Origin of the sequence: Bradyrhizobium sp. NAS80.1, assembly GCF_001908205.1 — a bacterium.
Classification (GTDB): Bacteria; Pseudomonadota; Alphaproteobacteria; order Rhizobiales; family Xanthobacteraceae; genus Bradyrhizobium.
The window spans coordinates 1-24,996 of sequence record NZ_LGHL01000009.1; the positions used below are offsets into that span (position 1 = coordinate 1).

Sequence of the window (24,996 nt, forward strand, 5' to 3'; positions counted from 1 at the left end):
CGACCAGTTCGTCATGGCTCAACCAAGTCGAGCGCTTCTTCGCGCTCCTCACCGATAAGAAGATCCGGCGCGGCGTCTATCGCAGCGTAGCCGCCCTCAGGGCCGATATCGCCTCGTTCCAATGCTGCGAACTTCTGGTTCAGGACACTAGCAGGTTGAACGCACGGGACAGCCTCTGAGCCGCTTGGGGCCGGTCCGGCGGGCAGGTGTCCTCCCGAGGGATGGCAGTACTGTCGGAAGTGCCCAATGTTCTTGCTGGTCGGGATATAGGTCGTCAGGCCCGAGGTCCGACCAGCATGGAGACGGAGCTTACCGGTGGAAGAACCTGTAGCTCAAACGAGGGAAAGCAGCAGAGCCACACTCGGGGCTGTAGAGCGCCTTCGGATAGATTCAAATTTTTGGTCCAGCCATCGCTGGTCGACTACCAACGATGCGGCGTAGCTCGCTCGCAAGTAGATTAACGACCTCACGCTTCTCTTTGAGCATGTCGTATTTATCGTACACCTGGGTCGCCTGTTCGAGGACGTTCTGGTAGCGCTTCGGCAGGGCGTTCCATTTATCCAGGTTCACGAACGCCAGATGCATCGTGCCGCGCTCCCACCAGCCTGGATAGTAATAGTGCGGGGCGACCTTGTAGAAGCCGAGCTTCTCGTCATCGTAGAGCCCGACCCACTCGGCGGCATCGATTGTTCCCTTTTCGAGGGCTGGATCGATGTCTCCGCCCGCGGGTTGCTGCGGAATGACGCCGAGCTTTTGCATCACCTTTCCGGCGAGACCCGCGATGCGGAATTTCAGGCCCTGCAGGTCGCTTACGGATTTCAGTTCCTTCCTGAACCAACCGCCCATCTGGCACGTGGTGTTGCCGGCGAACAGAGAGGTGACGTTGTAGTTCTTGTAGAAGTCGTTCAGGAGCTCTTTGCCGCTGCCGACCAAGTACCAGGCCTAGTTCAGTCGCGAATTCGGCCCGAAGGGCACTGACGATCCGAACGCAAAGCAGGGGTCTTTGCCGAAATAGTAGTAAGACACGGTGTGCCCCATCTCGATGGTGCCGTTCTGAACGGCATCGAGGACCTGAAGGCCAGGCACGATCTCACCGGCCCCGAACGTCTGTATCTGGAATTTACCGTCCGTCGCGGCGGCGACCGCTTTCGCGATGACCTCCACGCCTCCGTAGGGAATGTCGAGCGATTTCGGCCAACTCGCCGACATTCGCCACTTCACTTCCGGATCCGACTGAGCGATCGGCGGCGCCGCAACCGCGCTGTCCCGACTGCGGTTGTACCGGCCAGCTTGATGAAATCGCGCCTATTCATGCCTTCCTCCCAGTTTTCGTTTTTTGTTGCGCAAAAAAAGGCCCCGGTCTCTTGAGGCCGGGGCCTTGGAATTCGTCGGCGGTCAGGAGAATGCCTGGATGCCGGTTATGGCGCGCCCGAGTATCAGGGCGTGCACGTCGTGGGTGCCTTCGTAGGTGTTGACGGTCTCCAAATTCTGTGCGTGGCGCATGACCTGGAATTCGCTGGAGATGCCGTTGCCGCCGTGCATGTCGCGGGCGACACGCGCGATGTCGAGCGCTTTGCCGCAATTGTTGCGTTTGACGATCGAGATCATCTCCGGCGCCATCTGGCCGGAGTCCATCAAGCGTCCGACCTGCAGCGAAGCCTGCAGACCGAGCGAGATCTCGGTCATCATGTCGGCGAGCTTCTTCTGGATCAGTTGCGTGGCGGCGAGCGGACGGCCGAACTGCTTGCGGTCGAGCGCGTACTGCCGAGCTCGGTGAAAGCAGTCTTCCGCCGCGCCCATCGCGCCCCAGGAGATCCCGTAGCGCGCCCGGTTGAGACAGCCGAAAGGCCCCTTGAGCCCGGAGACGTTCGGCAGCAGCGCGCTTTCGGGCACGACCACACCGTCCATCACGATTTCGCCGGTAATCGAGGCGCGCAGCGAGAGCTTGCCTTTGATCTTTGGCGCCGAAAGACCCTTCATTCCCTTCTCGAGGACAAAACCTCGGATCTGGTTGTCGTGCGCGGCCGACTTTGCCCACACGACGAACACGTCGGCGATCGGGGCGTTCGAGATCCACATCTTCGATCCGGTGAGCCGGTAGCCGTCCGCGACCTTCTCGGCCCGCGTCTTCATGCCGCCAGGATCGGATCCTGCATCCGGCTCCGTTAAGCCGAAGCAGCCGACCCAGTCGCCGGTAGCGAGTTTCGGGAGATACAGCTTGCGCTGCGCATCGTCGCCGTAGGCGTAGATCGGATACATCACCAGCGAAGACTGCACGCTGTTCATCGAGCGGTAGCCGGAGTCGACGCGCTCGATCTCGCGTGCGGCGAGACCGTAGGAGACGTAACCGGCGTCGGCGCAGCCGTACTCCTCTGGGAAGGTCACGCCGATAAGGCCGAGTGCGCCCATCTCGCGGAAAATTTCGCGATCGGTGTCTTCGTCCAGATAGGCTTCGGTCACGCGCGGCAGCAGCTTCTCCCGGGCATACTCTCGGGCAGTATCCCGGATCATCCGCTCGTCTTCCGTGAGCTGTTGATCAAGCAGGAACGGGTCGTCCCAGGCGAACTGCGCAAGCGCATGCGCGTGGGGACGGCTCGAGGCGGATTGCTTGAGGGTCTTTTCCATCAGCCGGCCACCTGGGAAGGACTGCGGCGAACCCGGCGGGGGGGGTGGGGTTCGTGAGCTCGTCGTCAATGAATTCCATACGGTCCTTGCCCCAGAACATCTCCTCGCCGACGAAGAAGGTCGGGACGCCGAAGGCGCCGCGCTCGAGCCCACGGTCCGTCTCCGCGATGAGTGCGTCGCGGATCTCGTTGCTCTCGACCAGCTTCTCGAACTCGGCCTGATCCACGCCGAGTTCGGCCGCGATCGGCTTCAGGCCGGCGAGTTCGCCGACGGAAGCGTCGTCGCGCTCCCAATAGGCGGCGAAGATCTTCTCCATGAATTCCCACTCCTTGCCGAAACGGCGCATCGCGAGGGCACCGCGCAGGGCAGGGCTGGTCTTCATCGGGAATTTCTTCGGCATTTGGAACGGGAGATCGTACTTTTTCGCCCAGCGCATCAGGTCGATCTTCCGCGAACGCAGCTTGACCTTGGGCTCTTCCATCAGCACGTAGTTCTGCTTCTTGAAGACGTAGCCGAGATTGAACGGGTGCGGCACGACGGTGGCACCGTGCTTCTTCGCGATCGGCTTTATCAGATGCAAGGCGAAGTAGCTGTTGGTGCTGCCCAGATCCCAATAGAAATCGATGGTCTTCGTCACGACTTTGTCTCCGTTTTGTTATTGCGACGAACTGCCGCCCGAGGGTCGGCCGAATTGCTTGTTTCCGAAAAGGTTGTCCCAGGCCGCGCCCTGTGGCGGCTTCTTGTTCTTCTCAAAGCGTTCCTTCAGCACGGCCAGGCCGCGCTGCACGGCGGGGCGCTCACGGACCGCGCTGTACCAGCGCTGTATCGACGGATAATCGTCGAGATGCTGGCCCTGAAACTTGTGCGACCTCAGCCAGGGATAGGTCGCCATGTCGGCGATGGAATAGTCGCCGGCGAGATACTCGTTCTCCGAGAGGCGACGTTCCAGCACGCGATAGAGGCGCTCCGCCTCCGACGTGAAGCGATCGATGGCGTAGGGGATCTTTTCCTTGGAATATTCCCGGAAGTGGTGCGCCTGCCCGAGCGCCGGCGCCATGCTCGCGGCCTGGAAGGCGAGCCACTGCGTCACCTGATAACGCGGACCCATCTCGGCCGGCATGAAGCGGAAACCGTTCTTCTCCGCGAGGTACATCATGATCGCCGCCGACTCGAATAGCGCGAACGGCTTTCCGTCCGGCCCTTCGGGATCGACGATCGCCGGAATCTTGTTGTTCGGGCTAACCCGCAGGAAATCTTCCGCGAACTGCTCGCCCTTGCCGATATGCACGGCCTGGACGTCGTAGGGCAGTCCGAGTTCCTCGAGAAGGATCGAGATCTTGTAGCCATTCGGGGTCGGCCAGAAGTACAGCTTGATCAATCGAGCCTCCCGCGTTCGTTTTATGGTTCGAGACGTTAGGCAGGGGGATTTGTGCCGTCCAAGACTATGAAAGTCATGATTCAGTCGTAAAACGACTTGCTGGGGAGGCGCTTCGACAAGTCGTGCGGCGTCTCAATCGAGTTGCCTTCCGTATTGGACCGCGCGATGGCCCCCAAATATTCGTAGGCCTCCATAACAAACGAACGGGAGCGCCAAGCGATGACGACGAGTGGTACACTGCCCATGCTGTCCGGCATCAAGGTCATCGACATAACCCAGTTCGTCGCCGGTCCCACCGCCTCGCGCGTCCTCGCCGAGATGGGAGCCGACGTCGTCAAGGTCGAATTGGCTCCTTACGGCGACAGGTCGCGCGTGCAGGGCGTCAAGGCGAAGGACGCGCCGGCGGAGGCCGCGCCCCACAGCACCTACTTCTTCCAGCACAATCACTCGAAGCGGGGCATCGCTCTGGATTTCAAGAACGAACGCGCGCGGGAAATCCTCAAGGGCATGATCGCGAAGGCCGACGTGCTCGTCGAGAACTTCAGCCCCGGCGTAATGGCCCGCGCCGGCATGTCCTACGAAGACCTGAAGAAGCTCAACCCTCGCCTCGTGATGTGTTCGATCTCCTTCGCCGGCCAGACCGGCGACCTCAGCGAGAAGCCGGGCTACGACTACATGGGCCAGGCCTATGCGGGCGTGACCGGAATGATCGGAGAAGCAGACGGCAGCCCCGCGATGGTGACGATGGCCATCGGCGACGTCTCGACCGGCGTATCCGCCGCCCTGGCGATTGTCACCGCGCTCTTCCATCGCGAGCGCACCGGCGAGGGGCAACTCGTCGAGAGCACCTTGCTCGACACCTACTTCCACATGCACGAAGCGAGCATCCCTCGCGTATCGAAGCTCGGGCGGAAGTACGTCCAGAAGCGGACCGGTTCGCAGCATCCGGACGGCGGTCCGACCGGCATTTTCAAGTGCGGCGACGGCAAGTACATCACGCTGATGTCCTTGGCCCATCAATGGCCGCAACTGGTGGGAGCGCTCGAGATGCCCGAGCTTCTCAACGATCCGCGCTTCGTGAGCGCGAGTTCCAGGCGCAACAACAACGACCTGCTCAAGGAGATCCTCGAAGGTTGGCTGGCTTCGGTCGGCACGCGCGAGGCATGCCTCAAGCGGCTCGAGAAGCATCGGATCCCGGTGGCGCCGGTGCTCGACCTGAACGACGTTATCGAGCTCGACCATCTGAAGCAGCGCAACACCGTGCGCACGGCGGTTGATCCGATGCTGGGCGAATTCAAGGTGCCGGGGATGCCGGTGCGCTTCTCCGGATGGCAGGGACCGTCTCGCCTTTCGGCCGCGCGGCTCGGCGAGCACAACGCGGACGTGCTGCGCGAATACGGCCTGACCGAAGAGGAGATCGCCGACCTCCACGACAACAAGGTGTTCGTGCGCGACCGCGCGCTCGGCTAACGCGCCTTCAGCGTCCGCTTCTTCCTTTCCGCGCCTTCCGCGGGCTCCGCGCTCGCCTTGGCCTTGATGCGCGACGCCCGCTGGAACAGATGCCGCACCAACGACGAACGGTCGTCCCATCGCTTGGCGAGCCAGACCGCGGTCTGCGCCTTCGGCTCGCGCAGCGGCACGAACTTTAGGCCCTCCAGCGGAAGCCGCTTGAGGGATTCCGGCAGGATCGAGATGCCCATACCCGCGGCAACCAGGCCCATCATCGTGGGCGTCGCGTTCGCTGCCTGCGCGACATTCGGTGCGAAGCCGGAGTCCCGGCACAGGTCAACGATCTTCTGGTACAGCCCGCTGCCGATCGAACTGGCGTAGAGCACCATGGGCTCTTCGGCGAGATCCGCCACTGAGAGGTCGCCCGGCTTGTCGGCCAACGGATGATCCGCTCTCATCACGGCCATCAGCCTCTCGCGCGAGATCTCGACGGATTGGATCGATTCCGGCTTGGGCTGCAGCGGCCGCACGAAGCCCAGGTCGAGGCGCCCGTCGAGGATCGCGTCGACCTGTTGGTAGGTCGGCATCTCCTCCAGGATCAAGTCGACGTCGGGATGCTCGGCGCGGAAGTCGAAGACGAGCTTCTGGAATCCTTCGACGAACGGGGCGGACCCGAAGAACCCGACTCTCACTTCGCCGACCTGGCCGCGGTGGATCCGCTCGGCGCGTATCGCGGCAGCGTCCACCCGTTCGAGCACTTCCTTGGCTTCCTTCAGGAAGTTTTCTCCCGCATTGGTCAGTTCGACGCGCCGGTTCGACCGCTCGAACAGCCGTGCGCCGATCTCGCGCTCGAGCGCCAGGATCTGCTGACTGAGCGGGGGCTGCGAGATGCCGAGCCTGTTCGCGGCCCTGCCGAAATGCAGATCCTCGGCCACCGCTACGAAGTACCGGAGGTGCCTCAATTCGATATTCATATCGACAGAGTAGCAGACAATTCGGTCGTAGAACATATCGAACGTGACCTATTGTGTATTGGACGCCGGATACCCCCCTCGCGAATGTAGACGCAGGGAGTTAAGACCAAGGGTGATCCGTGATTTCGGAAAAAACGCCTTCTACCACATCTGTAGGCGAGAAGCCGCCGATCCTTCGCGGCGTCCGCGTCCTCGACCTCAGTCGTTTTCTGTCCGGTCCGCAGGCGACGTTGTTCCTCGCCGGCATGGGCGCGGAAGTCATCAAGATCGATGATCCTCGGGGAGGTGACCCGACATTTACCGCGCCTCCCTACTTCGGTCCGCGCGGCGTTGCCTTCGACCGCAGGACTCCGGAGGATCTGGGAATAGCTTATCTGAAGCGGACGCGCGGCAAGAAATCGATCAGCCTCGACCTGAAGAAGCCGGAAGGGCACGAAGTGCTCCTCAAGCTCGTCCGCGAAGCGGACGTGCTCGTCGAGAACTTCAAGGTTGGCGTCACTGCCAAGCTGAAAATCGACTACGCTACGCTTCGTGCCGTCAATCCGAGACTGATCTACTGCTCGATCACGGGGTACGGCGCGACGGGCCCCGAGCGGCACCGCAAGGCCTTCGACCTGATGGTGCAGGCCGCGACGGGAATGATGAGCATCACCGGAGACCCTGCCGGGCAGCCGAGTAAGACCGGCGCTTCTCTGTCGGACGGGATAGCGGGCACGTTCGCGATGGCGGGCATTCTGGGTGCGCTTTACCAACGACATGAAACCGGCCTGGGCCAATTCATCGACGTTTCGATGGCGGATTGTCTGCTCTCTCTGATCTTCGACGAACCTTTCGAATGCTACGGCGATCTGGGACTTGCGCATCGGCAGGGCAACCGAATCGCGAGATTCTCGCCGTTCAACACATATCAAGCGCTCGACGGCGCGGTCGCGATCGGTGCCGGCACGACGGCGGACTGGACGAAGCTCCTGCACATCATGGGACGCGAGGACCTCCTGAATTCGCCGGAATTCATGAACCCGGGATGGCGCATCGAAAACAACGAAAAGGTCGACGCCGTCGTCGGAAAATGGGCGGCCTCAATGCCGATCGAAACGATCATCGCGCGGCTAGACGAGGCCGACATCGCCTGCGGCCCGATCCGGACGATCGACGACGTCGTCGCCTGGGATCAATTGCGTGTACGCGACATGCTGCAGCCCGTTCGCAGCCCGCATCTGCCGACCACCGCCGGACCGCTCGCTGCGGGCTTTCCGCTCAAGTTCAGCGAAGCTGCAGCGGTTCATGACCCTCAAGTACCGATGCCACGCGAGCACAACGCCGAAATCTACGAAACTCTGCTCAAGTTGTCGAAAGAAGAGGTCGCTTCGCTAACCGAGGGCGGGGTCCTGTAGCGCCTGCTCGGCGCCACCAAAGAAACAAAAACGAAAAAGAACGAGGAGGAAACGACATGATGATCACGCGAAGGACATTCGCGGCCGGAGTCGCCGCGTCCGCAGTCTTGGCTCCGTTCGTACCGCGCGCGGGCGCCGCCGAGCCGCTGCGTCTTCGATGCTCGTTGGATTCTCCGCTGAATCATGCACGGACCAAGGCGATTACCGACTTTCTCCAAACCCTTGAAACGCGCTCCGACGGTCGCATCAAGGGCGAGGTCTTTCACAGCGGCCAACTGTACAACGACGCAGATGTCGTGAAGGCGTTGGTTCAGGGGCAGGTCGAGATGGCCGCGCCAGGCACGTGGATACTCACGACCGTGATCCCCGACGCAGACTTCCTCAATCTTCCGACGCTCTACGGGCGCGATATCGACGTGATCCACCGTGCGATCGACGGCAAGTCCGGACAGAATCTCAACGCGCAGATCGCCAAGCGGATCAAGTCGGAAGTCATCGGCGGGTGGTTGGATCTCGGCTTTTTCAATTGGTACACGGCCAAGCGCCCGCTGACCTCACTCGAGTCTCTGAACGGAGCCAAGATTCGCAATTCGGGCGGCGTGGGGCAGGCGTGGCGAGCGAAGTTTGTCGGAGCGATCCCGAACACGACGGCGCTGCCGAACGTGCCGCTCGCCTTGTCGCAGGGTACGTTCGACGGGATCTCGACGACCAACGAGACGGTCGCCAGCATGAAGCTCTGGGATGCCGGCATCCGCTTCGCGCTCGAAGACCACCAGTTCCTCGGGGTCTACGTCCCCGTCCTGAGCAACGCGTTCGCCGAAAAGCTGTCCGACGCGGATCGCCAATTGTTCAAGACGGTATGGGCGGAGAAGATCGGCCAGTACCGCGCCGACATGGCCGCCGCTCAGACCACCGCGCACCAAACGCTCATCAAGAATGGCGTCTCGATCGTCACGCCGACCGCCGCCGAAAGCGATGCGGCGCGGGCCAAGATGGTGGAGCACGAAGACGAGGTCGCGACGGCGCTCAAGATCTCGCCGGACTTCCTCAAGCTCGTCATGGCGGACATCCATGGCAAGTGATCAGGCCGCGGGCGTGCTGACCCGCATAGACCATTGGTGCACTAGGATCGAGCAGGCGATCGTCGGACTGCTGGGGCTCGTCGCGCTGGCGTTCGGCCTCGTCCAGGTGATCGGCCGCTACGTGATGCCACACCACGCGATCTCCTATGCCGAGGAAGTCATCGTCTATCTGCTCGTCTGGGCGGTTATGATCACGTCGAGCCAGTTGGTCCGGCGCAACGGTCACGTGCGTTCGGATCTGGTGCTGCGCCTGTTGTCGCCGGCGACGCAGCGCATCTTGGAGATATTCAACTGCGTAGTGGCGATCTTCTTTCTGGTCGGTCTTTGCTGGTACGGCTGGCAGGTGGTCGACACGTCGCTGGCGCTCGACGAGAGAAGCTCTAGCGTGCTGCAGTTCCCAATGTGGGCCTACTACGCCGCGCTGCCGACGGCCGGAGCGCTGATGTCGGTCAGGTATCTCGCGCGGCTCATCGCTCTCTTATGCTTCTACGACGGATCGCTGTTGAGCGCCGGGCACATTCCACAGCACGAAGCGACCCTGCTCGCCGACGAAGGCGACATTCAGACGGTTCGAACCTGATGCCCATAGCTGTATTCTTCACCGCATTCTTCGGGCTGCTGGCCTCGGGCCTTCCGATCTTCCTGGTGCTTGGCATCTGTGCGGCGGCGCTGTTCGCGATTTCGTCGCAGCCCCTGGTCGGCACCGCCCAGCTCATCGTGGATCACCTGAACTCGCCGACCTTGATGTCGTTGCCCTTGTTCGTGATGGCGGCGACCTTCATGCGGGTGGGTGGCGTGGCGCAGGCTCTGGTCGATCTAGCGGTCGCCTGGCTCGGCGGCTTTCGCGGATCGCTCGGCATCGTCACGGTCGTGTCCTGTACGCTGTTCGCCGCGATCTGCGGATCCAGCGTCGCGACGGCCCTGGCGATGGGAACGATCCTGCTGCCCGCCATGATCGAGCGCGGATATCCGCGGTCGTTCGCGCTCGGCGTCATCGGCGCTTCCGGAACGATCGGGATCGTCGTCCCGCCAAGCCTGGCGTTGATCCTGTACGGGATCGTCACGGACCAGTCCGTGCCCCGCCTGTTCGTCGCCGGGATTTTGCCCGGTCTGTTGCAGGCTGCGGCCTTCATCCTTTGGGTGATGTACGACGCCAGGCGCCGCAACTTTCCAGTCGAGCCCGCCTTGCCGTTCGGCGACCGCGTCCGGATGACTCTTCACGCCCTGCCGGCCCTATTGGTGCCCGTGATCGTCGTCGTTGGGATCTACGGCGGGCTCGTCACCGTGACCGAGGCAGCCGCCTTGTCGGCCGTCGCGGCGATGACCGTATCGCTCTTCTACTATCGCGGTTTCCGGTGGGAGCAGACGCTCGAAGTCGTCGCTGACTCTATGCGGAGTGCGGCCGCGATCATGCTCATCGTCGCCAGCGCGCTGGCTTTCGGCCATTGGGTGGCGGAATCGGGCCTTCCCGACAGGCTCGTCAAGTTCACGCTGGCCCACGGACTGTCGACTTGGGAATTCCTGCTCGCGATAAATATCTTGCTGCTTGTGCTCGGTTGTTTTCTTGAGGTCATGGCGACGCTGCTCCTCGTTCTTCCGGTGCTGGCCCCAGTGTTGAAGCCGCTAGGCGTGGATCCGATCCACTTCGCGATCATCTTCACCCACAACATGGAGATTGGGCTGATCCATCCTCCGGTCGGGCTCAATCTGTTCGTTCTCGCCACGATCTCGAACGCGCCAATCGGCGAAGTGATCAAGGGGATACTGCCGTTCCTCATCCTTCTCCTGATCGTGCTCGCCATCATTACCTACGTTCCGTCGTTGACGATGTTCTTGCCCGACTACGTCTTCGGCTGAGAGCTCGACGGTCCAATCCCAGCAAGGGCCTACGGCCCAACAATGAAAAGCAGAAGCGGAGAATCGCGACGTGTCCTACAAACTGCGCGGAGCCGATATCGTCGCCAGGTCGCTCGAACGGCTCGGCTGCGGACGGATCTTTACACTGTCCGGCAACCACATCATGTCGATCTTCGATGCCGTCATCGACACCAAGATCCAACTTACGCATGTGAGGCATGAAGCCGCCGCCGTGCACATGGCCGACGGATGGGGGCGTATCACCGGCGAGCCTGGGGTGGCGATGGTGACGGGAGGACCCGGCCACGTGAACGCACTCGGAGCGTTGTTCGCGGCCCAAGCGGCCGAGTCTCCGATGGTGCTTCTTTCGGGGCACGCGGCGACGTGGGAGCTGGGACGGGGCGGCTTCCAGGAAATCAGGCAGGCGGACATGGCGAAGCCCGTGACCAAGGCATCCTGGACAGCGAAGGCGACCGCGTCGCTTGGAAAGGACATCGGAGAAGCATTTCGACTGGCGCGGGAAGGGCGGCCGGGCCCTGTTCATGTCAGCCTGCCATCCGATCTTCTCGACGAGACAGTCGTCGCGGACGACGTCGTCTGGCCGGACGAACGCGGTCCATCCGAAGGGCCGGGCATCGCGGCGGAGGTCGCGGACAGCATCCTCGCGGCGATCGCTTCGGCCGAACGACCGATCATCTTCGCTCCGCCGTCGCTTTCAAACGTTGAAGGGCGCGAGCTTCTCAAGGACATCGAACTCGCTACGAACACGCCAACGGTAGTCCTGGAGAGCCCGCGCGGTACCGCGGATTCAGGGCTCGGGGGGCTTTTCGGATCTCCTCCGGACTGTCGACCTCGTCGTGCTTCTGGGAAAGGCGTTAGATTTCACGACGAAATGGGCTGCTGAACCGGCCTACCGCCCGGACGTCCGACTTGTCGCTATTGATCCGGACCCGGCCATGGTCGGGCGTGCAATGAACGAGGTGGGTGTTCGTCTTCTGATGGGATGTGTCGCCGATACAATGCCCGCGGCGAAGACGTTGCTCGCACGGGCTTCGAGCGCAAAGCGTCGAAACCCCGACTGGCTCACGCAGGCCCGCGCAGCACTCGATGACAGGCCGGGGGAGTGGACTACGATCGCCTCTTCGACGAAGGGACGCCTCCATCCCGCCGAAGTGTTGCGTGTTCTGCGGACCTACATCGAACGGGACGAACGCTCGGTTCTGGTTTCGGATGGCGGCGAGATCGGGCAGTGGGCTCAGAGCATGCTGCCGTCGAGACGGCGCCTCGTGAACGGCGTCTCCGGAGCGATCGGCAGTTCGCTCTCGCTGGCGCTTGCGGCACGGTACGCAGAACCGAAAGCGCCGGTCTTCGCCGTGATCGGTGACGGCAGCCTAGGCTTCCATTTGGCCGAGTTCGAGACGGCCGTCCGGTGCCGGCTTCCGTTCGTGGCCGTGGTCGGCAATGACGCGTGCTGGAACGCGGAAAGCCAGATCCAGTTGAGGTCCTACGGATCGAACCGCGTGCACCACATGGACCTCACGCCCGCCCGCTACGACCTCGTCGTCGAGGCGTTGGGAGGGCATGGAGAATTCGTCAGTCGTGCGGAAGATCTTCCTGCTGCGCTCGAACGCGCGTTGGCGAGCGGAAAGCCTGCGCTCGTCAACGTCATGAGCGAAAGCATCGCGGCTCCGAACATTCGCCTGAGCGCCTGATCGCAGCGTCGCAACGCCAGCGTTGGAAACGATGAAGAGCTTCAAAGTCACCGAACTGAACGCTCCTCTGAGAGAGGTCGATCATCCGCCGAACTTGAGCATCGACAAAGCCCTCATAGTCGTCGCCCGGAACACGCCCCTCGAACTTTGCCTGTTCGAGATGGCGGCTCGGTCGATAAATGCCGTCCTCGGCGATAGCGGCAATAGCGCGGTCGGATGGACGGTCAGCGGTAAATGGTGGACCAACCTCGATCACGTTGCCTGTGCGTGCGTCCGCGACGCGGGCCGGGTCGATGCCGGCGACATGGTGGGTCCGGCCATCGATCCCATCCACCACGACGGTCAGGTTATCGCCCAGCTCGTCGGACAGATACTTATCGACGACGCGGCCGACGATCGGGACTTCGGGGGCGGCGTCATGAATCTGGAACGTCGTCGGATCTCGTTCCAGTCCATCGGCCTTCAGCGCCTTGAGCATATTGCGGATGATGTCGCCGCGCTCGCCCAGCTCGCGCAAAGTCGGCTCCATCCGCTCGCCCAATTCCCACACGTCCGGCGCTTGCTCGGTGGCGAGGCCCATCTTTTCCAGCTTGGCGAGCCGGCGCAGGCGTAGCATCCGGTCGAACTGGCGCTTGAGATCGGCCGGCTCGCGGCACAGGTCAAGGAGGCGGTCATCAGCTTCCTCGGTCATGGCGCGGTCGATGCGGGTGAAACGATCCTGGTCGATTTCGGCCGACAGTTTGCGGCTTTGCTCGATCTCGGTGACGGGACCAAGCTCCAGCGTGGTCAACTCGCTCGCACGCTCACGGATGCCGTTGGCGAGATAATCGCCGTTGATGACAAGGTTCTCGCCCTAATCCGGACAAGGCCGAACGTTATGGCGTTTTGAAAGAGCGCCTGGCCGCACAATTCGGCAACGACCGTGACGGCTATACCGAGGCGAAATCGGCTTTCATTGCCGAAGCACTCGCCGCGCAGTGATCCATCCCCGCGTATCTTTTTCCTTGGCTCGATCAGTAGGAGCGTTGCTTGATGCCCCAACGGCCACCGTCAAATGTGACAACCCACAAATTGCTATGATTGCTCGCGACCGACCCATCGGCGCGGTTTCGCGTATATTCGACCACAAGATGAACCTTACGGGGGCTAACCAGCACCGCATCCTTGCGCTGATATCTTGTTTCAGCCCATCCCGTGTCGCGTTCGAGGTCTTCGAAGAATGATGCGGGCAGATTGCCCGGTTCAGTCCAGATGACGAGTTGTTCACCTGACAAAATAATGTGAGGAAAATGCAGATGCGCGTCCATCCCGGCAAGGTCGCGCGCATTGAAGCGGTCAGTGAATGCTTCCACGCAACGGACAGCTTCCGCGATCATTGCGGCGTCATCGTCATTGTTCGGAGAAGGTTGAAATAGTGCATCAGCGACAGTCATCATTGAACCATAGCGATTTCCGCGATTTCGGCAACTATCGCCCATGGGACGACCATGGGGATTTCTGAACGACGAAAATTGCCGGATCATGCTGCTGAGTGGCGGCAGATTATCCCGGCCTGCCGTCACCTGATTTGATCGGATAATGGAGCAACAGGCGGTAGCCGCCGCGCATCATCTTGATCCCATGGGCAACAAGGCGACGAGCGGGCAAAGCCATGGCTGGAGTATCGGCAGCGAGCACGGCTGCGGCGGTCGGAGTTTCGCGGCGATCCATGATGTTGCTCAGTCGAACCGCGATGTCCGCCTCCCCACGATCCAAGGCCGCGATGGAAGAAGAACCTTGCAGCACGAGCTTCAGATTCGGGTGCGCTCGCCGTAGCTCGCCGACACAGGGGGCGATGCAAAAGGTCGCTAACGCCGGCGGCGCACTCACTCTTACGGTGGCAGCCAAGAGTGAGGCGCTACCACGGGCGCGTCGCAGCACAGCTTGCGCATCGGCTTCCATCTGGCGGGTTAGCTCCGCAACCGCCACGCCATCCTCCGTCAACGGGCAGCTTCGAGGTAGGCGGTCGATCAAACGCAGTCCAAGAGCGGTTTCAAGCGAAGCGATCCGGCGTCCCACTGTCGCATGGTCCACGCCAAGTTCGCGGGCCGTCGCCGACAGCGAACCATGCTGAGCCAGGACGTTGAAGAAGTGGAGGTCTTGCCAGTCGAACATCGCTACTCGGTGAATTTATACACAGAAAGTGCGCATCGTCACCGAATTCCCACTCAGACTGGAAGGACTTAACAGTGTGGAGAAGGAGAACGATATGTCACTCACCATTCAAATGCAGGCCATCGGCGCCCCCGAGGTTCTGGTGGCCGTCGACGTTGACGTCCCACCGCCGGGACCTTGCCAAGTGCAGGTCCGGCAAACCGCTATCGGCGTCAATTTCATCGACATCTATCACCGCATCGGTCTCTATCCCTTGCCACACCTCCCCGCTGTCATCGGCGTCGAAGGTGCCGGCGTAGTCGAAGCTGTCGGGCCGGAGGTCAGCGGAATCGAAGTTGGCGATCGGGTCGCTTATGCGGGCCTCCCGCCCGGCGCTTATGCCGAGCGCCGCAATCTTCCCGACGCCCGCGTCGTCAAAATCCCAGAGCGGATTTCCGATAGGGTCGCCGGCAGCGCCATGCTCCGCGGCCTGACGGCGCATATGCTGTTGCATAAGGTCTATTCCATTCAGCCCGGCGATTTCGTGCTGGTGCATGCTGCGGCCGGCGGCCTGGGCCAATTCCTGACACGATGGGCCAAGCGTCTAGGCGCCACTGTGATCGCCACCGTGGGCTCGGAAGCAAAGATTGGCCCGGCGGAAGCTGCGGGTGCCGATCTCGTGGTGCTGCACACGGCGTCAGATTGGACTGATACGGTGAAGCGCGCGTCGGGTGGATTGGGCGTGCATCTCGCCTGTGACGGCATCGGCGGCGAAATGCTGGCGCGGACCTTTGCAAGCGTGCGTCCCTTCGGCGTCGTGGCGAGCGTGGGCCAGGCCGCAGGGCCCGTACCGGCTGTCGATGTAAGCCAGCTCGGCCCGGTACGTTGCATCAGCCTCAGCCGGCCGAGCGTCATCGCCTATGCGAACGACGCGACGCTCTACAGGCCAGCGGCAGCCGATCTCTTTGCGGTACTAACCGATGGCCTTCCCAGCAACATCGGCGGTGAATATTCGCTGCGCGAGGCCGCTCGCGCCCACAGCGATCTCGAAGGTGGTCGCACCACCGGCAGCCTCATCCTCCTACCGTGAGACGTATCATGTTCATCATTCTCCTCACCTATACGAAGCCGCTGGATGAGGTCGATCGCCATCTCACCGCTCACAAGGCCTGGGTAAAGCAAGGCTTCGAAGAAGGGGTCCTTATCCTCTCCGGTGGCCAACGCCCGCGCACGGGGGGAGCGTTGCTCGCTTTGGGAGACAACCGCTCCGCTATCCAAGCTCGGGTCGACCAAGATCCGTTTATTTTGGCGGGTGTGGCAACTGCCATGGTCATCGAGGTTGTCCCGTCCACGCTGCACGATCGGCTCGATTGGCTAAAATTGTAACGGTTATGAGAATCCGATAGTGAGGCTCGGGCTGCCTTTGGCTCACGGCTTCGTTGGCAAGCGTGATTTGCCGCCATCGACTTCGCGCTTGCGCCGGCGGAACTCGGCGACCTTGGCCTTGTTACCGCAGGCCGCCATCGAGCACCAACGGCGGTCGCCCGAACGAGACATGTCCACGAAGAAGATCGTGCAAGCCGGCGCCTCGCATTGGCGCAGACGGGCGGCATTTTCGCTGCCGAACAGATGGATCGCTTCCCGCGCTAGGGTCGAAAGCAGCCCTGATGCGGAAGGCTCGATTGCAACCCCGCCATCCGTTCGAAGCGCCGGAATCGCCGCCGGCATGGCGGCGATCCGGTTGAGCGCCTCCACCGCGCCGGCATCTAACGCCCCCTCGAGAACATTTCCCGCCAGGGTGAAGATCGCCTCGCGCAATGTGCGCGCCAGACGCAGATCGTCCTCATCGGCGCCTGGCCTGGATCCGATCAGTCCGGCGGAAACCAGCCAGCGGTCGAGATCGTCCGGGGTGGCGAGCAATTCTCGCGGGGCGGGCTTCAGTCGTCCCTGAAGAGTCGCTGCGAGATCGATCGCCGGGCAGTCCCCGCGGAAGCGGAACCCGTCGCGGTCTTCGGACAAGGGGTCGTCAGAAACTTTCTTCATGTAACCACATTGACAGGTTTCGACTCGTGGCTCAATACGTAACCTGCTTCGCTGGTTACGGAAGGGTGCTGTGATGACTCGTCTTCTCGTTGGAGCCGCGTTTATGGCGCTGGCCTCTACTTCCACGGCAAGTTCCGCGCCCTTGGAAGACCTTCAATCGCTTGCTGGAACCTGGGTGATGGACTCGGCCTATGAAATCCGCCCCGACGGCACGCGCACCACGAATTATGGCGAGCATCCGCAAGGCCTGCTGATGGTGGATGCTGCGGGGCGCTACAATATGCAGATATTCAGGGTCGACCGACCAGTCTTCGCCGGCGGCGACAAGGCGCGCGGGACTGCGGATGAGTATAAGCAGGCGGTAACCGGATCGAGCACCCATTTCGGCACGGTCAGCATCGACCGGGCGAAGCACCAGCTTGTTTTCGAGGTGCAGGCTGCATCCTTCCCGAACTGGGAAGGCAAGCGCCAGGTGCGCGATTACAGCTTTCAAAATGGGCTGCTGAGCTACGCGGTGCCGGCCAGCGCATCGAGCAGCGGTATCGTCGCCTATTCGGTCTGGCGCCGCACTTCCCGGTAAGCGGCGGGTTGTTGTGACGATCGCCACGCGCAGGTCCTAGGATCGAGGAAACACGAAATGCCCCATTGCGTAATCGAGTGCTCGGCCTCCATCGAGGCGAAAGCGGATCTGGATAACCTGGTCAAAGCCGTTCACGACGCCGCGGATGCGACCGGGCTTTTCACGCCCGGCGACGTGAAGTCGAGGTTGACGGTTTACCGTCATGACATGGTCGGCGGCCGGAAGGACGACTATATCCATGTGACGATCGGCCTTCTCAGCGGGCGCTCGGATCGCGAGAAGAAGATGCTTTCCGAGGCGGTGGTGCGTGCGCTGTGCGGGCTGCTTCCCGACGTCCATTTCGTCTCGGCGGACGTGCGGGATTTTCGGGTGGAAACCTACAGCAACCGGGCTTCCCTGAACTTTGGCGAGAGAGTTGCCGGGACTACGCCTCGTTGAAACGCGCCTCGATCAGCACTTCTTTCGGTTCGCCGGGCGCTTCATGACGGATTGGGACGATTTGAAGTTTGTGCTGGCGGTCGCGAGAGAAGGGTCGCTCTCCGCGGCCGCTCGTGCACTGCACACGACACAGCCTACCGTCGGGCGGCGCGTCGCCGCGTTGGAATCGCGTCTCGGAGCCAGACTGTTTCATCGCACGCCAAGCAGCGCGGAACTGACGGAAATCGGACGCACCCTTCTATCCGGGCTCGAGCGCATCGAAGGCGAGATCCTCGCGGTCGAACGCAAGGCGAGCGGCCGGGATGCCGGGCCGTCCGGCATCGTCAGCATTACCGCGCCGGAATGGTTCTGCGCGCACGTGCTCGCGCCTTCATGCGCGGAGATATCGGCTGTTCACCCCGATATTTCGCTGGAACTCGCCGGCGATGCGCGGGCTGCCAATCTTGTCCGGCGCGACGCCGATATCGCCTTCCGCCTCAGGCGTTTCGAGCATCAGGAGGTGATTGCGCAGCGCCTCGGCCGGATCGGTTTTGGTTTGTATGCCGCGCCTGGCTATCTCGAATCGCATGGCATTCCCTCAAGCCAAAATGGATTTGCCGGGCATTTCGTCATCGCGATGCAAGGCGACGCCGGTCCTGTCGCCGATCTCGCATGGCTGACGGAGACAGCCCATGCGGCCAGGATCGCCCTGCGCACGGACAGCCGGGAAGCACAAGCGAGCGCCGCTTCCGCCGGGCTGGGCCTTGCCTGCCTGCCGCACATGCTTGGCGATGCCATTCCGGCACTGTCTCGCCTAGACATCCCGGTTCCGGAGCGAGAGCTCTGGATGGGCGTCCATGTCGACATGCGCGCGCTGCCGCGTGTCGAGGCGACGTCGAAACTGTTGGTAACGCACATCCAGAAACGCATGGCCGCTCAACGCAAATAGGGAATTCCCTGCAACCGCGCTTTTCGCTTTCGCGCGCTGGTCCCACACGTGGAAAGGTGCTCCTGACATGATGGCAACTATCAGGCCATTTTCGCCGCTTGATAACCCTGCTCGCGGCGCTTGCGTCACCGATCGCCGGCGTTGGCGCCGAGGATGCGCCGGCGTGCCTTGTCGGCGCCTATCGCCTCGCTGACGGAAGCATCGTCGATATCGCGCCGTCGGATGGGGACACGCTGCGCTGGCGCCGTTTCGACGGCACGACGGACGGATTGCGCCGGACCGGTGGCGCAGGCTGGTCCAGCAGCTTTGGTTGGACCGGCCGCGCCGACGGGAAAAAAGTGTCGCTTTCCGATTGCGACAGCGGAGCCACCGATTTCGACGGAGAACATGGCCGCCGCCTGACGTTCGACACCATGGATACGAAATTCGAAAGTCACGGCACCTCGCTCGAAGGGCGCCTCGTCATGCCCAAGGGGAAGAAAAAAGGTCCCCATCGTCATTCTCGTGCATGGCGCTGAACGCGATTCAGCCTCACCTACTATTTTCTGCAGTGCCTCCTGCCTGCCCAGGGTATCGGCGCCTTTGTCTACGCTCCTGGCCGATGACGCCGTCGCCGCCATGCGTGAAGCGCGGCGCCTGGCCGGGGGGCGAGTCGGACGGGTCGGGTATCAGGGCGGCAGCCAAGCCGGCTGGATCCTGCCGATCGCCGCCAACAAGGCGCCCGTCGATTTCGTGATCGTCTCCTTCGAGCTCGCGGTGAGTGTGGTCGAAGAGGATCAGCAGCAAGTAGAGAAGGAGATGCGCGATAAGGGGTATTCCGATGCGGAGATCTCGAAAGCGCTCAAGGTCGCGCGAGCCGCCGAAGCTGTTTTCGCAAGCGGCTTCAGGGACGGGTTTGCCCAGCTCGATGCCGTGCGGGCGAAATATCGGGGCGAGCCCTGGTGCAAGGACGTCCACGGCAATTTCACCTACATCTTCTTGCCGCGTCCAGAAGAAAAGCTGCTTCGGACTTCGACTGGGGGACGCCTTTTCATTACGATCCCATGCCGGCCCTCCGCGCCAACAGGACACCCCAATTATGGGTGCTCGGCGGCGAGATTACGAAGCGCCGAGCGCGGAGACGTCGCGTCGCATCGAGTCGCTTATCCAGGATGGCCGCCCCTTGATGCTGGCACTCTATCCGGGCGCCGAGCATGGTATGACGATGTTCGAACAGTCGCTGGCGGGTGAGCGAGCCTCCGCGCGTTACGCGGACGGCTATTTCCGGATGATGCGGGATTTTGCCACGAATGGCCGCATCAGCGGCAGGTACGGCGACGCCCAAATCACTCGGCCGTGACGCCGGGCCCGAGTCCCGGCGTGCGTGCTCCCCGGTCTCAAGGCGAGTTCAAGAACGCATGACCACTCAACGCAAATAGGGAATTCTCTGCAATCGCGCTTCTTGCTTTCTTGTGTGAAACGCACACTAGGAAGGTTTGCCATGATGATCGATTGGAACAGCTACCACCAGACGTTGCTCGGGCGTATCGGCGAAATGGGGAAGCTCTCCCCCGACACCGTCAGAGGTTACAAAATGCTCGGTGCCGCCGGCGAGACCTCTTCGGTTCTTGGGCTGAAGGTCAGGGAACTGATCGCACTTGCCGTGGCGATAACGAGCCGCTGCGATGGTTGCATCGTGGTGCACGCCGAAGCAGCGTTGAAGCAGGGCGCTACCCCGGAAGAGATTTCCGAAGCGCTGGGCGTCGCGGTAGCGCTGAACGCCGGAGCGGCTCTAGTTTATTCGGCACGTGCGCTAGATGCCGTGGCAGCCAAAGCTGCCGGAGACGTCAAATGACCAACAAACCCATTGTCCAGGTGCGCTATGGCGAAGCGGGGAGTGATTACGCTTTTCAATGTGCGATCGTCACTGGTCTGAGCTTCGATGCTGTCATCGCGGAAATCCGCGCCGCGATCTCCGACGGCGATCTCTGGGTGGTTCATGAGATCGATACGACAGCGTTGCTTGCACGCAGCGGGTATGAAGTCGGCCGCCTGAGGCAGATCCTGTTCTTCCATCCTCGTTACATGGTGCGCCTCTTGGAGGCGAACCCGGCGGCTGTGGCCGAGGCACCTCTCAAGATCGTGGTTATGGAAGAAGGTGGGCGGACAGTGGTGCGCTGGCCTATCCCCGAAGCATCGCTCGGCCGGTATGGGGGCCAGAAGGTGGAAGAGCTGGCTGGCGAGTTTTCATCGATTTACCGGGACATATCTGCGCGGCTGAGTCCGATCGTGAGTGCATGATAATAGGGCGCGGAAGCATATCCTCCAATCTTTCGCGTTGCCAAGCGGGGTGAACGCCGCTGCGCAAACGGTCACGGTCGGCGCCGTCTCCGACGTTGACGAGGCGGATTCCGGAATGGCCGGCGCGGTCGTCAACACCTGCATGGAGATCGGACCGACCGTCAGACTGGCCGTGCTCGTCACGGTCGCGGTGTCCGGCGCCCCGCACCTGGGCGGCAGCACCTCGGCCACCGCCTCCGGGTTCTCCTTCGCCCTGGTCACGGCCTGGGTCGTGTTCCTCGCCAGCGCACTGCTCGGGGTTTGGCCGTGCTGGCCGGGAAGACCAGGTAATTCAACACGCACCGCGGCCGCATGAGCGGCCGACACCATCGCAACCCGAAAGGCACGCACATGACCGAGCGCTTCTCGAACCGGATCGTCCTCGTCACCGGCGGCGGCAGCAACATCGGCCGCGAGGCCGCGTTGCGGTTCGCCGGGGAGGGTGCCACCGTGGTCGTCGCGGGTCGGCGGGTCGAGCCGCTCGCGCGACCGTCAAGGACATCGAGGCGGCGGGCGGCCGCGGCGACTTCGTTCAGGCGGACGTCACCAGCTCCGCCGACGTCCGGCAGCTCGTCGCGACCATCGTGGAGCGCCACGACGGCCTGCACGTCGCGTTCAATAACGCGGGCACCGTAGGCAGGCCGGCCCCCACCGCCGAGCCGGAGGACGAGGTCTGGTCGAACGTCTTCGCCGTCAACACCACCGGCATCTGGCTTGCGATGAAGTACGAGATCGCCCACATGCGAGCCAACGGCGGCGGGACGATCGTCAACTGCTCCTCGAACATCGGGTTCCACGGACGCCGGCCCGGTATGTCCGCCTACGCGGCCTCCAAGGCGGCCGTGAGCGTCCTGACCCGCAATGCCGCCCGCGAGTACATCGCCGACGGTGTGCGGATCAGCGGGATCAGCCCCGGTGCGACAGACACCCCGCTCTCGTTCCGGTCCGGCGAGGACCGCGCGGCCCGCGACGAGCGGGGCGACGGCGGGGCCGCAATTGCTGTTGGGAGGTGAGGAGTCGGCCAGCCGCATAATGAGTACACGCCCGAGCTCGCGCGACCCGAGATGCAGCAAGGTACAATGAAGGTGAGGGCGGGGGCAGATGCCGTGAGTCAAACGTGGAAGATCACGAGCGATAGTACTTGCCACACTCATCGGCGAGGAATTCGATGCACTTGCGCTTGTTCGCGACGAATGGAGACTGAACTACCCACACCGCCATTTCAAGCGCGACATTGCGAATGGGAACGATCCTGATCCTGCGCTTATGCTGCGGCGTGATCTTTCTGCGCGGTAGAATGCCGATGCCGATGCCTTTGCTGATGAGCGATACTTGAAGTTCGATGTCCTGCACTTCCGCGGCGAGCCTGAACTGCCCGCCTTGACGCTCGATCGATGCCCGCAGCGCGCGGCGCGCCCCGCACGACGCATCCGGCGTTAGGACCCAGCCGAACTCCGAGAGTTGCTTCAGACTCGGCTGGCGAGACAGTGCCAGTCCTCTGGGCGCGACGATCATGATGTTTTCTTTGGCTACTGCCTGCCCATTCGGCAGCGGAACGCGGGCGTCGTCGCCCGCTGCGAGCAGGATTGCGGCATCTAGTGCGCCTTCTTTAACTTTCTGAAGAAGTTCCGGCATCCATCCGCTTATCAGCCTTAGCTCAAGCCGGTGATAGCGTTGGCGCAACGCCTCCAAGATATCCGCAAGGCCAGCATCAGCGATGGAATGTGATACACCAAGACGAAACGGCCCTGAAGGTTCGGCGTCCGCGGCGACCTGCTGTCTCAACTCATCGATTGACGCTAGGATCGCACGCGCGCGGTCGACGACAACGAGGCCGGCCGGCGTCATCGTCGGGGGTTTCACGCGTCGGTCAAGAAGATCCGCGTCGAGCATGCTCTCCAGTCGCTGGATTTGCCGTGTCACTGCTGGTTGGGTCAATCGAAGCCGCTCGGCTGAACGCTGTATCGACCCTGTATCGGCCAGGAGAACAAAGGCCTTCAATTCGCTGATCATATTAATTTCCAGCATGATGTTTATAAATATTATGCATTTGCGTACGCCGAGGCAATTTCTAAAAGCAGTGGGCGATCAATCTGGCGCCTCCCGCGGCGTCGCCACCAAACAAGACGGAAAACTGACAGTATGAAGGCGATTGTCATTCAAAGGCACGGCATTGACGGGCTGTCGGCGATTGAACGTGCTCCCGCCACTCCGCGCCGACGCGAGGTCCGCATTCGAATGCGTGCCGCCAGCCTGAATTACCGCGATCTGGAAATTATTACTGGAAGTTTCGCTATACCCTACACGTTGCCCTTGGTGCCGCTTTCCGACGGGGTTGGCGAGGTCATTGAAATTGGACCAGACGTAACGCGTTTCAAGCGAGGCGATCGTGTCAGCTCGGCGTTCTGGGGGGGGATGGAATGATGGTCGCTTCGATATTTCGCAGGTCGGAGATCCCTTGGGGGGGGCCTGTTGACGGTTTACTGCAGGAAGAAATCACGCTCGACGAACAGCGGTTGGTGAAGATTCCGGACTCGTTGTCGGACGTGGAGGCGGCAGCAGCTCCCTGCGCGGGATCAACCGCATGGCAGGCGCTTGTCACTTTTGGTGGGATCAAGCCGGGCGACGTGGTTCTTGTTCAAGGAACCGGAGGTGTTGCTCTCTTTGGGCTTCAGGTCGCAATCATGGCTGGGGCGCACGTCATCGTGACCTCTAGCAACGACAACAAGCTCGAACGCGCGAAGGCGCTAGGCGCCTTCGCTGGCGTGAATTATCGCACGACGCCCGAATGGTCCGAAGCTGTCTTGGCGCTGACAGATGGACGCGGTGTCGACCACATTCTTGAGTTGGGCGGACCCGGTAGCTTCGCGCAATCGCTCAAGGCGATCCGTTCCGGAGGACGGATCAGCGCAATCGGCTATCTGGGGAGCTCGGAAGGCGGAATCAATCCGCTCGACGTTTTCCGCAAGCAGGCCGTAGTCCATGGCATTTCGGTTGGTTCGCGCTTGGCGCTCGAGAGTCTTCTGCATGCCATGGGCAGGAGTTCTCAAAGGCCGGTCATCGACAGCACCTTCGAATGGACAAATGCAACCGCTGCGTTCCGTCGATTGCATGCAGGAGAGCACTTCGGGAAGATCGTCCTGACCTTTTGAGAACTGGAGGGGACCTGGCGGGGGCGAGGTTCTCGCCGAACTACTATAATCGTGCTCACATTCGTCGAAATATGCTTGGCCGCGGAATTCTCGACATCCCGCACCCAATCCCGCGGCGGTCTGGGTATCCAGATCCTCTGAGTAAGGTTCTTGTTGGCCTTGGCCAAGACACAGCTTGTAGCAACTTCGTCACTTTCCCGGGTCTCCTGGCGGTTCTCCCCACGTAGGATGCGCTCGATTTTGCGTTGACTGCGGCAAGATTTAGATCTGGCATTAGTGCATCCTGACGATCTAACCTGGGTGCCTGAGAGCTTTGGGGGGAAGTGAGCGCGCGGATGGCGCCAGAACTCATTCCCGATTTTTGTTTTTGCTTTGAAGCGCATCGTGCTCAAGCGTCTTGCTTTCCATTCGATAAGGGCACGGGCCCCGTTCGGCTGTGCCAACGTCCAACGGATGTCCGATCGGTGGAAGCGCGCGATCGCGACAATCGGTACGTTCGCACGACAACCTGGGCCGATCGGATCCGCAGCCAGATCGATGCCCTTTATTAGACCTCTGGCTGGCATGTGTGATCTCGCCCCCCAAGCCGACGGCGACTTCGCGCGAGCGGATGAGATACGAGCCTGCGGAAGGACTAACCGTCCGCGCGATGCAGAGGTAAGTCGTGCCATCGGGCGTGGCAGCGAGTTGAACCAAAATCTGGCCCGGTTGGGAAAACGAGCGGTGCCAAATTGGGCAAGGATTGCTCGGCTTCTAGCAATCCGACGGCCATCGGGTGTTCTTGGTCCCCTCTGACCCTGAACGCAAACCAAGGCTGCGCATCTGGTGAAGGTCAGTTTTAATTGCACTGCTCGTCGTCGTGTTGCTCTTAACGCTGACGTTACCAGCTGCCGCGGCAGACAAGGCTCCAAATGGTCCAAAAAGAATTGCCG

Annotated in this window: 31 protein-coding genes and 3 pseudogenes; 22 read left to right on the top strand and 12 right to left on the bottom strand. The window is 61.9% G+C overall.

Going from position 1 to position 24,996, the window contains the following annotated elements; translation table 11 throughout:
- A pseudogene (locus AC629_RS50390) lies at positions 1-119 on the top strand (IS630 family transposase); the annotation flags it as partial.
- A 361-nt stretch (positions 120-480) separates the two neighbouring features.
- Here AC629_RS50390 and AC629_RS02490 read toward each other — a convergent pair.
- The 4 genes and pseudogenes from AC629_RS02490 to AC629_RS02505 all read right to left on the bottom strand — a co-directional run.
- Positions 481-1,313 (bottom strand): annotated as a pseudogene (locus tag AC629_RS02490) (TRAP transporter substrate-binding protein); the annotation flags it as partial.
- An 82-nt stretch (positions 1,314-1,395) separates the two neighbouring features.
- A complete protein-coding gene (locus tag AC629_RS02495; protein WP_084803193.1) occupies positions 1,396-2,625 on the bottom strand; it encodes an acyl-CoA dehydrogenase in 1,230 nt (409 codons plus the stop codon).
- Positions 2,537-3,262 (bottom strand): 2-hydroxychromene-2-carboxylate isomerase, encoded by a 726-nt coding sequence (locus tag AC629_RS02500; protein WP_084803194.1) that lies wholly within the window; start codon positions 3,260-3,262, stop codon positions 2,537-2,539. The genes AC629_RS02495 and AC629_RS02500 overlap by 89 nt, the downstream gene beginning before the upstream one ends.
- A gap of 18 nt (positions 3,263-3,280) precedes the next feature.
- Complete coding sequence (locus AC629_RS02505) at positions 3,281-4,003, bottom strand: glutathione S-transferase family protein (protein WP_084803195.1); 723 nt, start codon at positions 4,001-4,003, stop codon at positions 3,281-3,283.
- A 219-nt stretch (positions 4,004-4,222) separates the two neighbouring features.
- On the opposite strand from AC629_RS02505, the gene AC629_RS02510 reads away from it, so the two are divergent.
- The gene (locus AC629_RS02510; RefSeq protein WP_084803196.1) at positions 4,223-5,473 is read left to right on the top strand and encodes a CaiB/BaiF CoA transferase family protein; all 1,251 of its coding nucleotides are present in this window, start codon (positions 4,223-4,225) and stop codon (positions 5,471-5,473) included.
- Here the strand turns inward: AC629_RS02510 and AC629_RS02515 are convergent.
- Positions 5,470-6,414 (bottom strand): LysR family transcriptional regulator, encoded by a 945-nt coding sequence (locus tag AC629_RS02515; protein ID WP_210418986.1) that lies wholly within the window; start codon positions 6,412-6,414, stop codon positions 5,470-5,472. The two genes, AC629_RS02510 and AC629_RS02515, sit on opposite strands and share 4 nt — an antisense overlap.
- Before the next feature lie 131 nt (positions 6,415-6,545).
- Between AC629_RS02515 and AC629_RS02520 the strand changes: the two genes are divergently transcribed.
- The 6 genes from AC629_RS02520 to AC629_RS48225 all read left to right on the top strand — a co-directional run bounded on the left by AC629_RS02520 (position 6,546) and on the right by AC629_RS48225 (position 12,471).
- Entirely contained in the window at positions 6,546-7,820 is a 1,275-nt protein-coding gene (locus AC629_RS02520; protein ID WP_084803197.1) for a CaiB/BaiF CoA transferase family protein, read from the top strand.
- 164 nt (positions 7,821-7,984) lie between these two features.
- Positions 7,985-8,902: a TRAP transporter substrate-binding protein DctP gene (gene dctP / locus AC629_RS02525; protein WP_168195372.1), complete on the top strand. Its 918-nt coding sequence runs from the start codon at positions 7,985-7,987 to the stop codon at positions 8,900-8,902.
- Positions 8,892-9,482: a TRAP transporter small permease gene (locus AC629_RS02530; RefSeq protein WP_168195373.1), complete on the top strand. Its 591-nt coding sequence runs from the start codon at positions 8,892-8,894 to the stop codon at positions 9,480-9,482. Before dctP ends, AC629_RS02530 begins: the two co-directional genes overlap by 11 nt.
- Positions 9,482-10,759 carry a TRAP transporter large permease gene (locus tag AC629_RS02535; RefSeq protein WP_084803200.1) on the top strand — a complete coding sequence of 426 codons (1,278 nt, stop codon included), beginning with the start codon at positions 9,482-9,484 and terminating at the stop codon, positions 10,757-10,759. The genes AC629_RS02530 and AC629_RS02535 overlap by 1 nt, the downstream gene beginning before the upstream one ends.
- Before the next feature lie 70 nt (positions 10,760-10,829).
- Positions 10,830-11,663, top strand: a complete 834-nt coding sequence (locus AC629_RS48220) for a thiamine pyrophosphate-binding protein (RefSeq protein ID WP_245331681.1) — start codon at positions 10,830-10,832, stop codon at positions 11,661-11,663.
- A 52-nt stretch (positions 11,664-11,715) separates the two neighbouring features.
- On the top strand, positions 11,716-12,471 hold the full coding sequence (locus AC629_RS48225; protein WP_245331682.1) for a thiamine pyrophosphate-dependent enzyme: 756 nt from the start codon (positions 11,716-11,718) through the stop codon (positions 12,469-12,471).
- A gap of 58 nt (positions 12,472-12,529) precedes the next feature.
- Here the strand turns inward: AC629_RS48225 and AC629_RS02545 are convergent.
- A pseudogene (locus AC629_RS02545) lies at positions 12,530-13,324 on the bottom strand (DUF3363 domain-containing protein); the annotation flags it as partial.
- Positions 13,325-13,356: 32 nt separating this feature from the next.
- Here AC629_RS02545 and AC629_RS02550 point away from each other — a divergent pair.
- Positions 13,357-13,452, top strand: a complete 96-nt coding sequence (locus AC629_RS02550) for a GrpB family protein (RefSeq protein ID WP_084803243.1) — start codon at positions 13,357-13,359, stop codon at positions 13,450-13,452.
- Between the two features lie 32 nt (positions 13,453-13,484).
- On the opposite strand, the gene AC629_RS02555 is transcribed toward AC629_RS02550, so the two are convergent.
- Together AC629_RS02555 and AC629_RS02560 are read right to left on the bottom strand one after the other, a co-directional pair.
- Positions 13,485-14,033: a hypothetical protein gene (locus AC629_RS02555; protein ID WP_143198855.1), complete on the bottom strand. Its 549-nt coding sequence runs from the start codon at positions 14,031-14,033 to the stop codon at positions 13,485-13,487.
- The gene (locus AC629_RS02560; RefSeq protein WP_084803202.1) at positions 14,014-14,625 is read right to left on the bottom strand and encodes a LysR family transcriptional regulator; all 612 of its coding nucleotides are present in this window, start codon (positions 14,623-14,625) and stop codon (positions 14,014-14,016) included. The genes AC629_RS02555 and AC629_RS02560 overlap by 20 nt, the downstream gene beginning before the upstream one ends.
- 94 nt (positions 14,626-14,719) lie before the next feature.
- Here AC629_RS02560 and AC629_RS02565 point away from each other — a divergent pair, with 94 nt between their 5' ends.
- Together AC629_RS02565 and AC629_RS02570 are read left to right on the top strand one after the other, a co-directional pair.
- Positions 14,720-15,694 carry a quinone oxidoreductase family protein gene (locus AC629_RS02565; protein WP_084803248.1) on the top strand — a complete coding sequence of 325 codons (975 nt, stop codon included), beginning with the start codon at positions 14,720-14,722 and terminating at the stop codon, positions 15,692-15,694.
- A gap of 8 nt (positions 15,695-15,702) precedes the next feature.
- Entirely contained in the window at positions 15,703-15,990 is a 288-nt protein-coding gene (locus AC629_RS02570) for a YciI family protein (protein WP_084803204.1), read from the top strand.
- Between the two features lie 42 nt (positions 15,991-16,032).
- Here AC629_RS02570 and AC629_RS02575 read toward each other — a convergent pair whose 3' ends face one another.
- Positions 16,033-16,773, bottom strand: coding sequence for a CGNR zinc finger domain-containing protein (locus tag AC629_RS02575; RefSeq protein WP_210418987.1), 741 nt, complete (start codon positions 16,771-16,773; stop codon positions 16,033-16,035).
- 52 nt (positions 16,774-16,825) lie between these two features.
- Between AC629_RS02575 and AC629_RS02580 the strand changes: the two genes are divergently transcribed.
- From AC629_RS02580 to AC629_RS44790, 4 genes are all read left to right on the top strand, one after another.
- Positions 16,826-17,227, top strand: coding sequence for a lipocalin-like domain-containing protein (locus AC629_RS02580; protein WP_210418988.1), 402 nt, complete (start codon positions 16,826-16,828; stop codon positions 17,225-17,227).
- Between the two features lie 57 nt (positions 17,228-17,284).
- Entirely contained in the window at positions 17,285-17,665 is a 381-nt protein-coding gene (locus AC629_RS02585) for a 5-carboxymethyl-2-hydroxymuconate Delta-isomerase (RefSeq protein WP_084803210.1), read from the top strand.
- Entirely contained in the window at positions 17,643-18,593 is a 951-nt protein-coding gene (locus AC629_RS02590; protein WP_084803211.1) for a LysR family transcriptional regulator, read from the top strand. Before AC629_RS02585 ends, AC629_RS02590 begins: the two co-directional genes overlap by 23 nt.
- Before the next feature lie 98 nt (positions 18,594-18,691).
- Positions 18,692-19,111 carry a hypothetical protein gene (locus tag AC629_RS44790; protein WP_143198857.1) on the top strand — a complete coding sequence of 140 codons (420 nt, stop codon included), beginning with the start codon at positions 18,692-18,694 and terminating at the stop codon, positions 19,109-19,111.
- Positions 19,112-19,124: 13 nt separating this feature from the next.
- Here AC629_RS44790 and AC629_RS44795 read toward each other — a convergent pair whose 3' ends face one another.
- Positions 19,125-19,550, bottom strand: coding sequence for a hypothetical protein (locus tag AC629_RS44795; protein WP_143198858.1), 426 nt, complete (start codon positions 19,548-19,550; stop codon positions 19,125-19,127).
- Positions 19,551-19,755: 205 nt separating this feature from the next.
- On the opposite strand from AC629_RS44795, the gene AC629_RS46455 reads away from it, so the two are divergent.
- The 5 genes from AC629_RS46455 (at position 19,756) to AC629_RS02615 (ending at position 21,925) form a co-directional block, all read left to right on the top strand.
- A complete protein-coding gene (locus AC629_RS46455) occupies positions 19,756-19,932 on the top strand; it encodes a hypothetical protein (RefSeq protein ID WP_168195374.1) in 177 nt (58 codons plus the stop codon).
- A 144-nt stretch (positions 19,933-20,076) separates the two neighbouring features.
- On the top strand, positions 20,077-20,427 hold the full coding sequence (locus AC629_RS02600) for a carboxymuconolactone decarboxylase family protein (protein ID WP_084803250.1): 351 nt from the start codon (positions 20,077-20,079) through the stop codon (positions 20,425-20,427).
- Entirely contained in the window at positions 20,424-20,873 is a 450-nt protein-coding gene (locus AC629_RS02605; RefSeq protein WP_084803213.1) for a DUF302 domain-containing protein, read from the top strand. Before AC629_RS02600 ends, AC629_RS02605 begins: the two co-directional genes overlap by 4 nt.
- Positions 20,874-20,910: 37 nt before the next feature.
- The gene (locus tag AC629_RS48230; protein ID WP_143198859.1) at positions 20,911-21,228 is read left to right on the top strand and encodes a hypothetical protein; all 318 of its coding nucleotides are present in this window, start codon (positions 20,911-20,913) and stop codon (positions 21,226-21,228) included.
- Positions 21,203-21,925: an SDR family NAD(P)-dependent oxidoreductase gene (locus tag AC629_RS02615; protein WP_283845347.1), complete on the top strand. Its 723-nt coding sequence runs from the start codon at positions 21,203-21,205 to the stop codon at positions 21,923-21,925. The genes AC629_RS48230 and AC629_RS02615 overlap by 26 nt, the downstream gene beginning before the upstream one ends.
- A gap of 112 nt (positions 21,926-22,037) precedes the next feature.
- On the opposite strand, the gene AC629_RS02620 is transcribed toward AC629_RS02615, so the two are convergent.
- Positions 22,038-22,925, bottom strand: a complete 888-nt coding sequence (locus AC629_RS02620) for a LysR family transcriptional regulator (protein WP_168195375.1) — start codon at positions 22,923-22,925, stop codon at positions 22,038-22,040.
- Positions 22,926-23,054: 129 nt separating this feature from the next.
- Between AC629_RS02620 and AC629_RS02625 the strand changes: the two genes are divergently transcribed.
- Positions 23,055-23,336, top strand: coding sequence for an alcohol dehydrogenase catalytic domain-containing protein (locus tag AC629_RS02625; protein WP_084803218.1), 282 nt, complete (start codon positions 23,055-23,057; stop codon positions 23,334-23,336).
- Entirely contained in the window at positions 23,333-24,064 is a 732-nt protein-coding gene (locus AC629_RS02630) for a zinc-dependent alcohol dehydrogenase family protein (RefSeq protein WP_084803220.1), read from the top strand. Before AC629_RS02625 ends, AC629_RS02630 begins: the two co-directional genes overlap by 4 nt.
- Before the next feature lie 348 nt (positions 24,065-24,412).
- Here the strand turns inward: AC629_RS02630 and AC629_RS50395 are convergent, their stop codons facing one another.
- A complete protein-coding gene (locus tag AC629_RS50395) occupies positions 24,413-24,796 on the bottom strand; it encodes a short-chain fatty acyl-CoA regulator family protein (RefSeq protein ID WP_084803222.1) in 384 nt (127 codons plus the stop codon).
- Positions 24,797-24,996: the final 200 nt, after the last annotated feature.

Coding starts and splice junctions, on each gene's coding strand:
- AC629_RS02495 (WP_084803193.1), bottom strand. CDS start 2,625: ATGGAAAAGACCCTCAAGCAATCCGCCTCGAGCCGTCCCCACGCGCAT.
- AC629_RS02510 (WP_084803196.1), top strand. CDS start 4,223: ATGACGACGAGTGGTACACTGCCCATGCTGTCCGGCATCAAGGTCATC.
- AC629_RS02530 (WP_168195373.1), top strand. CDS start 8,892: ATGGCAAGTGATCAGGCCGCGGGCGTGCTGACCCGCATAGACCATTGG.
- AC629_RS02535 (WP_084803200.1), top strand. CDS start 9,482: ATGCCCATAGCTGTATTCTTCACCGCATTCTTCGGGCTGCTGGCCTCG.
- AC629_RS48225 (WP_245331682.1), top strand. CDS start 11,716: ATGGTCGGGCGTGCAATGAACGAGGTGGGTGTTCGTCTTCTGATGGGA.
- AC629_RS02560 (WP_084803202.1), bottom strand. CDS start 14,625: ATGTTCGACTGGCAAGACCTCCACTTCTTCAACGTCCTGGCTCAGCAT.
- AC629_RS02565 (WP_084803248.1), top strand. CDS start 14,720: ATGTCACTCACCATTCAAATGCAGGCCATCGGCGCCCCCGAGGTTCTG.
- AC629_RS02570 (WP_084803204.1), top strand. CDS start 15,703: ATGTTCATCATTCTCCTCACCTATACGAAGCCGCTGGATGAGGTCGAT.
- AC629_RS02580 (WP_210418988.1), top strand. CDS start 16,826: ATGGACTCGGCCTATGAAATCCGCCCCGACGGCACGCGCACCACGAAT.
- AC629_RS02585 (WP_084803210.1), top strand. CDS start 17,285: ATGCCCCATTGCGTAATCGAGTGCTCGGCCTCCATCGAGGCGAAAGCG.
- AC629_RS02600 (WP_084803250.1), top strand. CDS start 20,077: ATGATCGATTGGAACAGCTACCACCAGACGTTGCTCGGGCGTATCGGC.
- AC629_RS02605 (WP_084803213.1), top strand. CDS start 20,424: ATGACCAACAAACCCATTGTCCAGGTGCGCTATGGCGAAGCGGGGAGT.
- AC629_RS02620 (WP_168195375.1), bottom strand. CDS start 22,925: ATGATCAGCGAATTGAAGGCCTTTGTTCTCCTGGCCGATACAGGGTCG.
- AC629_RS02625 (WP_084803218.1), top strand. CDS start 23,055: ATGAAGGCGATTGTCATTCAAAGGCACGGCATTGACGGGCTGTCGGCG.
- AC629_RS02630 (WP_084803220.1), top strand. CDS start 23,333: ATGATGGTCGCTTCGATATTTCGCAGGTCGGAGATCCCTTGGGGGGGG.